This is a genomic window from Nonomuraea typhae (assembly GCF_009760925.1).
Classification (GTDB): Bacteria; Actinomycetota; Actinomycetes; order Streptosporangiales; family Streptosporangiaceae; genus Nonomuraea; species Nonomuraea typhae.
On sequence record NZ_VRLV01000004.1, the window covers coordinates 678,301 to 692,234 of the forward strand.

Consider the following 13,934-nt stretch of genomic DNA (forward strand, 5'->3'; position numbering starts at 1 on the left):
CCTCTGCGTCGCTCCTACTCCAGGCCGGCGCATAGGTCCTTCCTGCCGGAGATGCCGAGCTTGCCGTACGCGCGCTGCAGGTAGTTGTCCACGGTGCGCGGTGACAGGCCGAGCCGTTCGGCGATCTCCCGGCTGGACAGCGTGGCCGCCATCAGCGCCACCTCCCGCTCGCGCGGGGTGAGCATGGAGTGGAGGCGGCGGGGCGCGAGCAGCGGGGGCCGTGCCCCTTCGCAGAGGGCGGCGAGTGCGGCGGCGCGCTCCACCAGCAGTCCGGCCCTGGCCCAGCGCCCGTCGGCGCGATGTGCCGCCGCGGCGGCCGCCGCGATCTCGGCGGCCGGCAGGTTGTGGCCCAGGTTCGCGAAAACGGGGAGAACCTCCTCCAGCATCGGCCCGTTGCCCGTGGCCAGGCCCTTGGCGGCCAACGCCATGGCCGGGGCGAGTTCGCCCTCCAGGCGGTCGGCGAGGTCGGCCAGGCGCTGGTGCACGGTTGCGGGTGTGCCGAGGCGGGCGGCGTCGTACAGGGCGAACGCCGCATAGGCCGGCTGGCCTCGCTCTTCTGCCAGCGATGCGGCGTTCAGCGCACAGCGCGCGGCCTGCGACAGGGTGCCGGACGCCGCGTGGGTCCAGGCCCGGCTCAGCTCAAGCCAGGGTTCGAACAGCCGGCTGCCGCCCCGCTCGCACCCTTCGGCCAGGGCCAGCCAGCGCTCGGCGGGCTCGGCGGCGCCGGCGAGGGCGGTGGCCGTGGCGAGTTCGGCCATCCAGGGCTGGCGCAGCCGGTAGATGTCCTCGCCCTCCATCAGCACGACGGCCTCGTGCAGCGCCGACCGGGCGGCGGCCACCCTGCCCTCGGCCTTGGCGGCCAGGCCCATGAACGCCGCCCATATCCCGGCCATCGATGGAGCTTGGGCCCGCACCGCCGTACGGTAGCCGTCCTCCGCCATCCGCCCGGCGGGCCGCGGCGTACCGAGGGCGAGCAGCGCCAGGCAGCCGCCGTAGCCGACCTGCGCCGCACCCCACGGAAACCGGCCGCCCGCGGCCTCGACCACCGCCCGCCCGTCCCGGTGGATCCCGGCAGCTCGTACGGCCCGGCCGAGCAGCCCGGCGGCCGCGGCTCCGGCGGCGGCGGCCCAGATCCGCGCCTGTGGTTCGGCGCCGGGGGCGGCCAGCACCCGTTCGGCCGCCGCCAGCGCCTCCTCGCAGCGGCCGTCGAACAGCAGAATCCAGGAGCGGGTCGCCTCCGCCAGGTCCCGGCCGTGTGCCACGCCGTCGAGGGTGCGCTCGGCGTGCTCGGCGTTCCCTGCCAGGCCCCAGTAGCTGATCTCGGCGCTGGTCAGTGCCCAGGCGGTGCGCTCGGCCGCATCACCGGCGGGCGGCGCGTACGGCAGCACCCCGGCCGCGCCCGCGCTGTTGCCCCGGAACTCCAGGACCTCGGCCAGCAGCCGGTCGGCGGCCGGATCGGCGCGGAGTGCGCGGGCCGCGTTCACCAGGTGCTCGGCCAGCCCGAGATCGAACCTGGCCACCGCCTGGCGTGCGGCCGTGAGCAGGAGACCCGGGTCGGCGGCCTGGCCGGCCCGCAGGCGCCAGAGGCCCAGGCGCAGCATGTCGTCGGCGCGGCGCAGGGGGCCCGAGGCGTGCGCCACGGCCAGATCGCCGTAGATGGCGCGAGCCCTGCCGGCCGGGAGGGTCGCCTTGACGGCCGCCGCGGACAGGGGCGGCGTCAGGCAGGCCAGCACGCGCCCGCCATGCGTCTCCACCGACAGGAGGCCGTGGCGCTCGGCCTCCTCGATGGCCGGGCGGTGGGACACCTTCTCCAGCAGGCCGAAGGGCAGGGGTTCTGCGCAGGCGACGGTCTCGATGACCGCGCGGGTGGCGGGTGAGGTCTCGTCCAGGGCGCCGGCCATGATCTCGGCCAGCCGTACATTGGGCTGATCGGTGCCCTCCCACCGCCAGAACTCCCCGCGCTGCCGCAAGGCCCCGGACTGCCTGCCGAAGGCCAGCAGCTCGCGCAGAGCCAGCGGGTTGCCGCGGGCGGCGCGGCGCAGGCGGTGGCGGCTGATCCCGTCCAGGTGCGGGCCGAGCTCGTGCTCGAGCAGCGCGTCCATCGCGCCGGCGGGCAGCGCGGGCACGCGCAGGCGCGGCACGTGGCCGTCCTTCCACAACGCCACCACGGCGTCCGGCGCGGGCAGGCCGACGGTCACGGTCGTGACCAGGAACACGCGCCCGCGATGGGCGAGGTGGGCCAGCACGGTGGCCGAACCCTCATCGAGCAGGTGCGCGTCATCCACGCCGAGCACCGCGCGGCCGGGCGCGGCGAAGTCCGCCACGACGCTCCGCAACAACGCCAGCGACCCGGACGCCGTCGCCCCCGGCGGGATCAGATGGGCGATCGCCCCGAAAGGCACCCATCTCGCGGTACGGCTGGCGCTCACCCATTCCACGCGCCGGTCCGCGGTGGTCAGCCGGGCCACGGTCTCGCGGGCCAGCCGCGTCTTGCCCACCCCCGCGGCCCCGGCAAGCGCCACCCCCAGCGCGTCCGGCCTGTCGTGGATCGTCTCGATGGCGCGGATCTCGCGCTCACGGCCGACGAACGGCCACATCTGCCCCATACATGATGTTCGTCCGGACGTGCGGGGCGGATGCGGGGGCCGCCTTCACTCCTGCGGTTCCTGCCGGCGATTGAGCACGGAGTGGCGGTAGCCGTACGCGAAGTAGAGGACCAGGCCGATCGCGAACCAGATGACGAAGCGCAGCCAGGTCTCCGGGCTCAGGAAGGTGATCAGCCACAACGAGAAGACGACGCCGATGGCCGGGACCACCGGCATGCCCGGCGTCCGGAACGTCCGCGGCAGGTCGGGGCGCCGGTACCGCAGGACGATGACGGCGACGCACACCACCACGAAGGCCAGCAGGATGCCGATGTTGGTCAGCTCGGCCGCCTCGCGGATCGGCAGGAACCCGGCGATGAGGGCGGAGACCACGCCGACGATCCAGGTGATACGGCTCGGCACCCGGCGCACCGGGTGAACCTTCGCGAACCACTGCGGCAGCAGCCCGTCGCGGCTCATCGCGAACCACACGCGGGTGACGCCGAGCATGAAGGTGAACATGACGGTCAGAATGCCGATGATCGCCCCGGCCGCGATCACACCCGCCAGCCTGGACAGGCCGACCGCGGCGAACGCCGAGGAGAACCCGCTCTCGGGGTCGATGTCCTTGTAGTTCTGCATGCCGGTCAGGACCAGCGTCGCCAGGACGTACAGCACCATCGAGATCGCCAGCGAGTAGATGATCGCCTTGGGCATGTGGCGCTGGGCGTCCCTGGACTCCTCGGCGGCCGTGCTCATCGCGTCGTAGCCGAAGACGGCGAAGAACACGGTGGCCGCGCCGGTGATCGCGCCGGCCACGCCGAACGGGAAGAAGGGGGTGTAGTTGACCGGGTTGATGAAGAAGAACCCGACCACGATCACCAGCAGCACGACCGCCACCTTCAGCACGACGACGAAGGTCTCGAACCGGGCCGCGGCCCTGATGCCGAGGTTCAGCAGGAACGCGATGAGCAGGCACAACACCACCGCGAACAGGTCGACCACCCGGCCAGGCCCGGTGCCGGGCGCCCCGAGCATCCACTCGGGCAGGTCGAGGCCGAGGTTGCCGACGAGGAACCCGAAATATCCGGAGATGCCGATCGCCACGACCGCGACGATGGCGGTGTACTCCAGCAGCAGGTCCCAGCCGATGAACCACCCCGCCAGCTCACCCAGGACGGCGTAGCCGTAGGTGTAGGCCGAGCCCGCCTTCGGGATGAGCCCGGCGAACTCCGCATAGGAGAACGCCGCGGCCGCGCTCGCCACGCCCGCGATGAGGAAGGAGATGAGTACGGCCGGCCCGGCGGTCTGGTTGGCGACCGCGCCGGCGAGGGCGAAGATCCCCGCGCCGATGATGCCGCCGATGCCGATCGCGGTGAGCTGCCACAGGCCCAGCGCCCGCTGGAGTTCCCCTTCGTGCTCGGCGGCGATCTGCTCCACCGGCTTGCGCCGGAACACTCCCGAGCCGCCTCCGAACGAATGCTGACTCGTCATTCGTCTCGCCCCCTGGTCACGACACTGTCACCGGTGAGGGGATGAGGGGAGACATACCCGTTTTCCCCGAGGATCAGACCGAGTTCGACGATCTGTGCGCGAGGCGGGCGGGATGCCCTACAGATCGCGGATGATCTACGAAGCCGCGGCCACGACCATGGCCACCATGGATCCCGAACTGGAAGCGCTCATCCCGCATCTCCCCGTCATCGACCTGACCGATCCTCTCGCCGCGCGCAAGCTCCTCGCCGAGCTGGCCGGCCTGAGACCGGCGCCGGACACGACGGGGCTGCAGATCGAGGACCGCACCGTGCCCGCCGAGCCACCGGTGCCGGTGCGGATCTACCGCCCGCACCACGCCCGGGGCGCCATCGTCTGGATGCACGGCGGCGGCGGGATCATGGGCAACCTGGACACCGAGCACCCGTGGGCCGCCAGGATCGCCGCCACCTCAGGCGCCGTGGTGATCTCGGTGGACTACCGCCTGGCGCCCGAGCACCGGTTCCCGGCCGCGCGGGACGACGTCTACGCCGTGCTGACCTGGACCGCCGACCATGCCGCCGAACTCGGCGTCGACCCGGCCCGCATCGCGATCGGCGGGCACAGCGCGGGCGCGACGATCGCGGCCGCGGTGGCGTTGTACGCGCGCGACCAGTACGGGCCGCCGATCCGGTTCCAGCTGCTCAGCCAGCCGTCCATCGACGACCGCCAGCAGACATGGTCACAGCGCCACTTCACGGACACGCCCTGGCACGACCGCCACAGCAACGCCGCGGGCTGGCGGCACTTCCTCGGCTCCGAACAGGCCACGCAGTACGCCGCCCCGGGACGGGCCACCGACCTGTCCGGACTGCCCCCGGCGTACATCGCCACCGCGGAGTTCGACCCGGTGCGCGACGAGGCGATCGAGTACGGGCTGCGCCTGCTGCAGGCGGGCGTGTCGGTCGAACTGCACCAGTGGCCGGGCACCTTCCACGGGTCGCACACGATCCTGTCCGCGGAGGTGTCCCAGCGGCAGTTCGCCGAGCTCGGCGCCACGCTCCGCCGCGCGCTGAAAGACTGACCCGGTCACCGTACCCCCACGCGGCACGCAGCTCTAAGGCACCTCCGACAGCCTGATCGGCAACGCCTACCAGTTCTTCCGCGGCATGCCGAAGGACCTCGACGACCCGGCCGACCCGCATGGCGTGGCCTGGATCGGCTGGACCTGGCCGACAGGCGCATCACCATCGAGCACGTGCCCTGCTCGCATCCGGTGCCCGTCGGCGTGCACCTGACCAGCGTCCCGGTGCTCAACGCGCACCAGGGCGGCTGCGGCGCTCGACTGGTTCATGGCCACGGCTCTCGCACCGGACGAGGAGGACGTGTGAGCTCGCGCGGCCGTGTCAGCCGGTCGATGGCCTCGTGGGGCGTCAGGCTCGCGCCCCGGGAGTAGGCGATGTCGTAGGCGGTACGGCCGAGCCGGTCCACGAGCGCCTGCACGAGGGAGCGCAGTTCGGCGTCGCCGCGGTCGAAGGCGCCGCGGATGGCCTGGCTGAGTCCGAGTGCGGCGGCGGCGCCGGACGGGTCGCCTTCCAGGGCCAGCAGCCGCCCCAGGAGCTGGGCGGCGGAGCAGGCGTCCATGCTCGCCTGGGCCGCGCGGACCGCGTGGGGCAGCAGCTCGCGGGCGCGGGCGGTGTCCCCGGCGGTGAGGAGGTTGGCCATCCGGGCGAGGGCCAGCCGGTTCCCGATCGTCTCGGCGGACAGGGGCAGCTTGCGGGCGAGGGATTCCAGCCGGTCGAGTTCCTGCTCGGAGCGCTCGGTCTCGCCGGCGCGGCGGTGCAGCTCGGCCAGGCAGCCGAGAACGTCGATCTCCAGCATGGGCTGGCCGCGTTCCCAGACCGCGCGTTCCGCGGTGTCGATGTCGCGCCGGGCGCCGGTCAGGTCGCCGGCGCGCATGCGGGCGGAGGCGAGGGCGAGCCGGGTGGAGACCTCGTCCTGCGAGCCGAGCTCGGCGGCGATCGCGATGGCGCGCTCGTAGGCGGTGACCGCCTGCTCGTGATCACCGCCGAGAGCGTGGATCTGCGCCAGGCCGTTGAGCGTCTTGGCGGCCCACCATCGGTCGCCCACCTCCTCGAAGACGTGCAGCGCCTGCCTCATCGCTGCCGCGCCGCTCTCGCCGTCGGCCCGGTCGCGGTAGCGCATGGCGTCGATCATGTGGGTGCAGGCGATCGCCCAGCGGTCCGAGCCGCCGCGCACCCGGGCCAGCTCCCGATCGACCGGCTCGTCCAGGCCGAGGACCGCGGCCACCAGCACCACCGTCGTCAGCAGCATGGGGTATCGCCGTAGCGCGCCGGTGCGCGCGCAGTCGTCGATGAGCGCGCGCAACCGCTCGGGATCGGTGCTCGATCCTTCTTCGCCGGCCACCACCCGGATCGCGGTGAACGCGGCCCGCGCGCCTGCGGGCAGCGCGTCGCCGAGCGCGGCGACCCTGGCCACGTAGACGTCGGCGCGCGCGTCGTAGCGGAGCATGACCCAGTACCAATACAGCGGGGCGAGGATCGCCGCCGCCGCCCGGGCGTCGCCGTCGTCGACGGCCGTCTGCAGGGCGAAGACCAGATTGCCGTGCTCGGCGTCGAACCACCGCAGCGACGCTTCCTGCTCGCGTGAGCGCAGCAGCGGCTCGTGCTCTTCGGCCAGGGCGGCGAAATGCCGCATGAGCCTGTCCAGCACCGCGGGGCCTTCGCCCGCGAGGCGGAGCTGGTCCGCCGCGTAGGCGCGGATGCTCTCCAGCATCCGGTATCCGTCACCGGCCCGCTCCACGACCGATTTGTCGACCAGCGACTCCAGCACGTACGTGAGCTCGTCCGCCGGAAGCCTCTCGTCGGCGCAGACCGCCGCGATCTCGGCCGGGCCCGTTCTGGCGGGGAAGACGGCCATGCGGCGGGCCAGCATCCGCTCCCGGCCGCTGAGCAGATCCCAGCTCCATTCGATGACCGCGAGGAGGGTCTGCTGGCGGGGCTGCGCGCCCCGGTTGCCGGTGCTGAGCAGCCGGAAGCGGTCATCCAGCCGCTGGGAGACCTCTGCGGCGGTCATGGTGCGCAGCCGTACCGCCGCCAGCTCCAGGGCGAGCGGCAGCCCGTCCAGCCGCCGCACGATGTCCAGCGCCGCCGCCTCCAGCACGAAGCCAGGCCGTACGGCTGCCGCCCGGTCGGCGAACAGCCGCACGGCCGCGGACTCCCCGGCCCGGGCGAGATCCGCGTGCGCCGGCGGCAGCTCCAGAGGGCCCAGCCGGCACAGCGCCTCACCCATGACCTCCAGCGGCTCCCGGCTCGTGGCCAGGATGGTCAGGTACGGCTGCCGCTCCAGCAGCTGCCCGGCGAACTCCGCGACGGGCACGGAGATCTGCTCGCAGTTGTCGAGCACCAGGACGCCTTCGTCCCCGGCCAGCAGGCCGGCGACCCGCTCCAGCAGCGGGCCCGGCGGCGGGGCGGCGGTGACGCTGAGCGTGCCCAGCACGGCCTCGGGCAGCCCCTCGGGTGTGGTGACGCCCGCCAGCGGGACGAGCCAGACCCGGCCTCGCAGGCAGGCCCGATGGCGGCGCACCGCCTCGACGGCCAGCCGGGTCTTGCCCGCTCCGCCGGGCCCCACGATGGTGACCAGCCGGGAGCTCTCCAGCAGCCGGGCCAGCAGCCGCAACTCGTCCTCGCGGCCGACGAAGCCGGTCAGCGGGGCCGGCAGGTGTCCAGGTACGGCCTGCGGGCGCGCCGGCGCGGCCGGGGGAATGCGGAGTTCGCCCCGGAGCACGGCCAGGTGCGTCGTGCGCAGCGCCTCGGACGGGTCGACGCCCAGTTCTTCGGCGAGCCTGCGGCGGACTTGCTCGAACACCGCCAGCGCGTCGGACTGGCGGCCGGCCGCGTGCAGGGCGCGCATCCGCAGCCCGGCCAGCCGCTCGCGCAGCGGATGACCGGCGGACACCGTCGCCAGGTCGGCGAGGATCTCGTCGTGGTGGCCCAGCCGCAGCTCGGCTTCGAACCGGTCTTCGACGGTCGCCGTCCGCAGCTCCTCCAGCCGGGCGGCGGCCGTACCGGCGAAAGGCGCGTCGCGCACGTCGGTCAGCGCGCCGGCCCGCCACAATGCCAGCGCGTCCCCCAGCAGCGCGGCCGCCCGCTCCGCCGCACCCGCGGCCAGTTCGCGAGCGCCGCGCCGGGCCAGTTCCTCGAACCGGAGCGCGTCGACGTCGCCGGCGCGCACGAGCAGGCGGTATCCGGCGGCGGTCCGCTCCACCGCGCCGGGCTCGCCCAGCGCCTTGCGCAGCCGGTGCACCAGTCCGTGGAGCGTATTGGCGGTGCCGCCGCGTGCGCTGTCGCCCCACAGCCCGTCGACGAGCGCGTCGTCCGCGACCATTTCGCCGCCGGCCAGCGCCAGCCGGGCCAGCAGCGCGCGCACCATGACGCCGCCGACGCCGATCGGCGCGCCGTCGTCCGCACGGGCCCGGATCGGCCCCAGCACCTCAACCCGCATGCTCACCAGGCTATGAGCAGCGGGTCCCGGTGAGCGCTCGCTCGAAGCGCGGACGAAGCGGTTTGTCAGCGCCCGGGGGCACCGTGGAGCGCGTCACCGACAAGAAGGGCAGTCATGTCAGCGAACGAGAACGTGCAGCAGGTGCTCGACTGGGCCGTGGCCGAGGCCGGCGTGCCCGGCATCGTCGCCGAGGTCAAGGAAGGAGGCCGGACCTGGTTCGGCGCCGCCGGCGTGGCCGACCTCACCACCGGCGCTGCGCGTCAGCAGGGAGAACTCCTCCACACCGGCAGCAGCGGCAAGGCGTTCACCGCAGCCGTGCTGCTGGCCCTGGAGGCCGAGGGCAGGCTGAGTCTCGACGACACGGTCGGCACCTGGTTGCCCGGCGTGCTGGACCCCGGCGCCAACGGCTACGACGGCGACCGGATCACCATCGGGCACCTGCTCAGCAACACCAGCGGCCTGTTCGCCACCGGTCTGGCGCCGGAGGTGGCCCAGCGCTACGCCACCCGCGAGGGGTTCGCCCGGCACCGCTTCGACGTCTCCACCCTCACCGACATGCTGAACCTCGCGGTCTCCCAGCCGCCGGTCGGCATGCCCGGCGAACGCTTCGAGTACGCCAACGGCGGCTTCCACCTCGCCGGGGCGATCATCGAGAAGGCGACGGGCAACAGCTACGCCGACGAGGTGGAGCGCCGCATCATCCAGCCGCTCGGCCTGGCCGACACCTACGTGCGTCCCGCCGCGGACGTGGGCTATCCGGGTCCGCACCCGCGGGCGTACTCCAAGCTGTTCTTCAAGGACGGCACCGACCTGGCGACCCTCACCCCGGAGAACTGGGAGTCGCTGATGGAGGAGCCCGGCCTGCCGCCCCTGGACGTGACCGAGGTCAACTCCTCCGGCGCTTGGTCGGCCGGCAACGTCGTCTCCACCACGACGGACATGATCCGCCTGGTGAGCGCCCTGGCCGGCGGCACCCTGCTGCCGCCCGCCCAGCATCGCCGGATGTGGACCACCGTCTCCACCGAGGGCGGCAACTGGATGCCGCATGCCCGCTACGGCATGGGCCTGTTCGAGTTCGACAAGACCGTGACGGCGGGCCGGCCGCTGCGCGGCGTCAGCGGCAGCCTGTGGGGATCGTGGATCTTCGCCGTCGGCGCCCCCGACGGCCGGCACACCCTCGCCGTCCACACCAACACCGAGTGGAAGTCCTGGGACGTCCTCTTCAAGATCATCGAAGCCGAGTTCGGCATCTCCGTCGGAAGGTGAGCACCCGCCCATGACCCACCACCGTCCCCGACCGGCGCCTGCCGTGCTCGCCGCGGGAGCCACGCTCACGTACGCCTGGCACTCCTTCCTCTGGCCGCCCATCGGCACCCGCACGAGCCCGGCGCCGGTAGGCCGTCAAGAAGGTTCTTCCTCGGTGGCAGGGCACTCGCGACCTGGGCCACGGCGGCGATGACGAGGACGTTGACGACGGCGGGGGTGCGCCAGCCACCACGCATAACTCACGCTGACCGCCACGGCCGCCGGCGGGACCAATCCGGCCCACCGCGATCCACACCAGTGCACCCGTGACCAGGGCGCACAGTAAGGAAACCGCCCCGATCCCACGTGTTGCAGGCCGAGTCGGGCCGGGTCCGGACGCGCGGCCGGCGTCAGGAGCGCCGCGGTCCTGATGGTCCGTTTCGGCATCTCCCTCACGCTACAGGGGAGGTCAAGCGGTCGACGGCGCGGTCGAGGGTGGCCGGCGGGGCCGTGTAGGGGAGGCGGAGCCAGTGGGTCAGGGTGCCGTTGGGGGAGAAGGCCGGGCCGGGGAGGAGGTCGAGGCCGGCCAGGGCGGCCTGCTGCACCAGGGTGTCGGTCCGGGTGCGCAGCCAGAGGGTGAGGCCGCCCTCGGGCAGGGTGAAGGTCCAGTCCTCGTGCTCGCGGAGACGGGCGGCCAGGTGGTCGCGCTGGGTGCGCAGTTCCGCGCGGCGGCGGTTCAGGAGGGCGTCGAGGTGGGGGAAGAGCTCGCAGGCGAGCAACTGCTCCATGGGCGGCGGCGCGCAGACGCCGCTCATCGGGTCCAGGAGGAGTTCGCGGATCAGGGCGGCCGGGGCGCGGATCCAGCCGGTTCGCAGGCCGCCCCACACGCTCTTGCTCATCGAGCCGACCGTCACCGATCCGGGGATGCGGGGCTCGGGGGACGGGGTGTCGCGCAGGTCGAGGTCGCGCATCGTTTCATCGCAGATCACCGTGACGCGGTGGGTTTCGGCGAGGCCGGCGATCAGGCGGCGGGTCTCGCGGTCCATGAGGGCGCCGGTGGGGTTGTGGAAGTCGGGGATGAGGCAGGCGAGGTGTCCTGCCGCTTCGCCGAAGGCACGGGCCAGCTGGCCGGGGTCCCAGCCGGACGCGGTGACCCGCACGGGCGCCATGCGGGTGCCGGAACGCCGGAGGAGGGCGAGGGTTCCGTGGAAGGCGGGGTTCTCGACGACGGCGCGGCGCGGAGCCAGGTGCGTGATGAGCAGGGTCATGGCGGCGCGGGCGCCGGAGGTGATCAGGATCTGGTCCGGGCGCGTGGGCCGGCCTTCGGCGGTGTGGCGGGCGGCGATGAGTTCGCGCAGCTCGGGCAGGCCCGCGTCGGGCTCGCCGCTTTCCAGCAGGAGACGGGCCGATCTGCCGAGCGCGCGCTGCGCGGCCGCCGTGTAGATCTCGCGCGGCGCGGCCGGTACGGCATGCCGCAGGTCGACGGGGTCGGCTCGGTCGAGCGAGGCCGGGGCGTACCTCTCGCCGAGGCGGGATGGCAGCCGCACGGTGCTGGCGCTGCCCGCCCTGGTCGTCAGCCAGCCTTCCGATCGGAGCCTGGCCAGGGCGGCGACGACCGTGCCCCTGCTCACGCCGAGCTGCGCGGCCAGGCTGCGTTCTGAGGGCAGGTGGTCGCCGACCCTGAACCTGCCGTCGAGTACGGCTTCGCGCACAGCCGTGGCGAGGGAGTCGGCCAGGGGGACCCCGGGCCGCTGCCATCCGGTCAACATTGGTCCAGTTTGCCATGATTGGACTAGAGGGTGATGGGCCGCCCGGGCGTACGGTCGGACCATGAGCACGACACCTGCCGACGACCTCGTCCGGACCGCCGAGTTGATGGAGGCCGCGGGCGGCTATGCCGTACGGCTGCTGGAAGGGTTGGCCGAGCGGCCGGCGGCGCGCGCGCCCGTGCGGCCGGAGCCGCGTCCGCTGCCGCTCGCCGGAGCGGGGACCTCCGCGGCGATGGCGGAGTTCGCCGCGCGGTGGGAGCCGGGGTTCGCGGCCAGCGCGGGGCCCCGCTACCTGGGGTTCGTGACCGGCGGCAGCACGCCGGCGTCGGTCGTGGGCGACTGGCTGACGGGCGTGCTGGACCAGAACCCGACCTCCGGGCTCGACTCGACGGCGCCCGATCTGGAGCGGGAGACGGTGGCGTGGCTGCGTGAGCTGTTCGGCTTGCCGGCCGGGCAGCAGGGCGCCTTCGTGAGCGGGGCCACGATGTCGAACGCCACGGGCCTGGCGATCGGCCGCGAGTGGCTGGGCGAGCAGCGCGGCGTCTCGGTCGCCGACGAGGGGGTGGCGGCGCTGGGACCGGTGCGGGTGCTGTCCGGGAGCGCGCATTCGAGCATCGGCAAGGCCCTGGCCCTGCTGGGGCTGGGACGTTCGGCGCTGCGGAAGGTGGACGTCCTGCCCGGGCGGGAGGCGGTGGACGTGTCGCGGCTGGCCGAGGCGCTGGCGGAGCTGGACGGCGCCCCGGCGATCGTGGTGGCCAACGCCGGAACGGTGAACACGGGGGACTTCGACGACCTGGCCGCGATCGCCGCCCTGCGCGAGCGGTTCCCGTTCTGGCTGCACGTCGACGCCGCCTTCGGCGCCTTCGCGGCGTTGTCCCCCGGCCACGCGCACCTGGTCGCGGCGCTCGGCGCGGCCGACTCGATCTGCGCCGACCTGCACAAGTGGCTGAACGTCCCCTACGACAGCGCGGTGCAGTTCACCCATCGCCGCGACCTGCAGGCGCGCGTCTTCCAGAACCACGCCGCCTACCTCGGCCCGCTGGGGGAGGAGCCGGACCCGGTCCACCTCACGCCGGAGAACTCACGGCGGCTGCGGGCCCTCGCGGCCTGGTTCACCCTGGCCGCCTACGGCCGCGAGGGGCACGCGGAGATCGTCGGCCGCGACCTCGCCCTGGCCGCCCGGCTGGGCGAGCGGATCGCCGCGATGCCCGGCTACCGGCTGCTCGCGCCGGTCCGGCTCAACGTCGTGTGCTTCACGCTCTCCGGCGATCCCGCCCGCGTCGACGAGGTGGCGCGGGCGATCACGGCGTCCGGCGAGGCGTTCCTGACCACGACCGTGTACGACGGGGTCCCCGCCCTGCGGGCCGCCTTCAGCAACTGGCGCACCACCGAGGCCGACGTCGAGCGGGTGGCCGCGGTGCTGGAGAAGGTTTCCGCGTAGTCAGGGCGCATTCTGCAGGTCGGGCAGGGACCAGCTCGCCAGCAGCCGCAGCGCCTCCTGCGAGGGCGAGCCCGGCTCGGCCGCGTAGGCCACCAGCACCTGGTCGGGCTCCCCGGCCACCGTGAACGACTGGAAGCTCAGCGCCAGCTCGCCCGCCACCGGATGACGGATCTGCTTGGTCCCGCGTGTCTTCTCCCGCACGTTGTGATCGGCCCACCAGCGGCGGAAGTCCGCGCTCTTCACCGACAGCTCGCCCACCAGCGCGGCCAGCCGCGCATCGTCCGGATGCTGGGCCGCCTTCAGCCGCAGGTAGGCGACGACCTCCCTGGCCTTCTTCTCCCAGTCGACGAAGACCTCCTTGCTCGCCTCGTCGAGGAAGCAGAAGCGCGCCCAGTTGCGGTGCCTGCCCAGGTCGGCGTAGAGCGCGGCGGCCAGGCGGTTCCAGGCCAGCACCTCGCCCCTGTGGTCGATCACGTAGGCGGGCACGCCCTCCATCGCGTCGAGCAGGTGCCGCAGCTCGGGGCCGACCGTGCGCCGGGTACGCCGCGGTGCGCGCACCGGCCTGGCCAGGCTGAACAGGTACGTCCGCTCGTCCTGGTCCAGGCCGAGCGTCCTGGCCAGCGCGTTGAGCACCTCTTCCGAGACGCCGCCGCCGCGTCCCTGCTCCAGCCGCGTGTAGTAGTCGGCGCTCATCCCCGCCAGCTGCGCCAGCTCCTCTCTGCGCAGGCCGGGCACGCGGCGCCGCCCGCCGTACGACCGCAGGCCCGTCTCCTCGGGACGGACGCGCGCGCGACGCGACTTGAGGAACTCACCCAGTTCGTTCACCCTTCGATTATCGGTCGCCGCCCGGCCCGCAGGGTGGCCCTGTCAGACCCAGGAAAAACAGGTCCCTGGGTA

The 13,934-nt window shown here is 73.5% G+C and carries 8 protein-coding genes; 3 read left to right on the top strand and 5 right to left on the bottom strand.

Translation table 11 applies throughout. The features are described from left to right. Positions 1-14: 14 nt before the first annotated feature. The gene (locus FVE25_RS19140; protein WP_219825558.1) at positions 15-2,606 is read right to left on the bottom strand and encodes a helix-turn-helix transcriptional regulator; all 2,592 of its coding nucleotides are present in this window, start codon (positions 2,604-2,606) and stop codon (positions 15-17) included. Positions 2,607-2,651: 45 nt separating this feature from the next. After that, the gene (locus tag FVE25_RS19145) at positions 2,652-4,079 is read right to left on the bottom strand and encodes an amino acid permease (protein ID WP_157248310.1); all 1,428 of its coding nucleotides are present in this window, start codon (positions 4,077-4,079) and stop codon (positions 2,652-2,654) included. Positions 4,080-4,209: 130 nt separating this feature from the next. Here FVE25_RS19145 and FVE25_RS19150 point away from each other — a divergent pair, with 130 nt between their 5' ends. After that, positions 4,210-5,142 carry an alpha/beta hydrolase gene (locus FVE25_RS19150; RefSeq protein ID WP_246267158.1) on the top strand — a complete coding sequence of 311 codons (933 nt, stop codon included), beginning with the start codon at positions 4,210-4,212 and terminating at the stop codon, positions 5,140-5,142. Positions 5,143-5,408: 266 nt separating this feature from the next. On the opposite strand, the gene FVE25_RS19155 is transcribed toward FVE25_RS19150, so the two are convergent. Beyond that, positions 5,409-8,582: an ATP-binding protein gene (locus FVE25_RS19155; RefSeq protein ID WP_157248311.1), complete on the bottom strand. Its 3,174-nt coding sequence runs from the start codon at positions 8,580-8,582 to the stop codon at positions 5,409-5,411. A 114-nt stretch (positions 8,583-8,696) separates the two neighbouring features. On the opposite strand from FVE25_RS19155, the gene FVE25_RS19160 reads away from it, so the two are divergent. Further along, complete coding sequence (locus FVE25_RS19160) at positions 8,697-9,848, top strand: serine hydrolase domain-containing protein (RefSeq protein WP_157248312.1); 1,152 nt, start codon at positions 8,697-8,699, stop codon at positions 9,846-9,848. A 431-nt stretch (positions 9,849-10,279) separates the two neighbouring features. Here FVE25_RS19160 and FVE25_RS19165 read toward each other — a convergent pair whose 3' ends face one another. Next, positions 10,280-11,596, bottom strand: a complete 1,317-nt coding sequence (locus tag FVE25_RS19165) for an aminotransferase-like domain-containing protein (protein WP_157248313.1) — start codon at positions 11,594-11,596, stop codon at positions 10,280-10,282. 61 nt (positions 11,597-11,657) lie between these two features. Here FVE25_RS19165 and FVE25_RS19170 point away from each other — a divergent pair, with 61 nt between their 5' ends. Further along, on the top strand, positions 11,658-13,037 hold the full coding sequence (locus FVE25_RS19170; RefSeq protein WP_157248314.1) for a pyridoxal phosphate-dependent decarboxylase family protein: 1,380 nt from the start codon (positions 11,658-11,660) through the stop codon (positions 13,035-13,037). Here the strand turns inward: FVE25_RS19170 and FVE25_RS19175 are convergent, their stop codons facing one another. Next, positions 13,038-13,862, bottom strand: coding sequence for a helix-turn-helix transcriptional regulator (locus tag FVE25_RS19175; RefSeq protein ID WP_157248315.1), 825 nt, complete (start codon positions 13,860-13,862; stop codon positions 13,038-13,040). It lies immediately after the preceding gene. Between the last annotated feature and the right edge of the window lie 72 nt (positions 13,863-13,934).

Coding starts and splice junctions, on each gene's coding strand:
- FVE25_RS19140 (WP_219825558.1), bottom strand. CDS start 2,606: ATGGGGCAGATGTGGCCGTTCGTCGGCCGTGAGCGCGAGATCCGCGCC.
- FVE25_RS19145 (WP_157248310.1), bottom strand. CDS start 4,079: ATGACGAGTCAGCATTCGTTCGGAGGCGGCTCGGGAGTGTTCCGGCGC.
- FVE25_RS19150 (WP_246267158.1), top strand. CDS start 4,210: ATGATCTACGAAGCCGCGGCCACGACCATGGCCACCATGGATCCCGAA.
- FVE25_RS19155 (WP_157248311.1), bottom strand. CDS start 8,582: ATGCGGGTTGAGGTGCTGGGGCCGATCCGGGCCCGTGCGGACGACGGC.
- FVE25_RS19160 (WP_157248312.1), top strand. CDS start 8,697: ATGTCAGCGAACGAGAACGTGCAGCAGGTGCTCGACTGGGCCGTGGCC.
- FVE25_RS19165 (WP_157248313.1), bottom strand. CDS start 11,596: ATGTTGACCGGATGGCAGCGGCCCGGGGTCCCCCTGGCCGACTCCCTC.
- FVE25_RS19170 (WP_157248314.1), top strand. CDS start 11,658: ATGAGCACGACACCTGCCGACGACCTCGTCCGGACCGCCGAGTTGATG.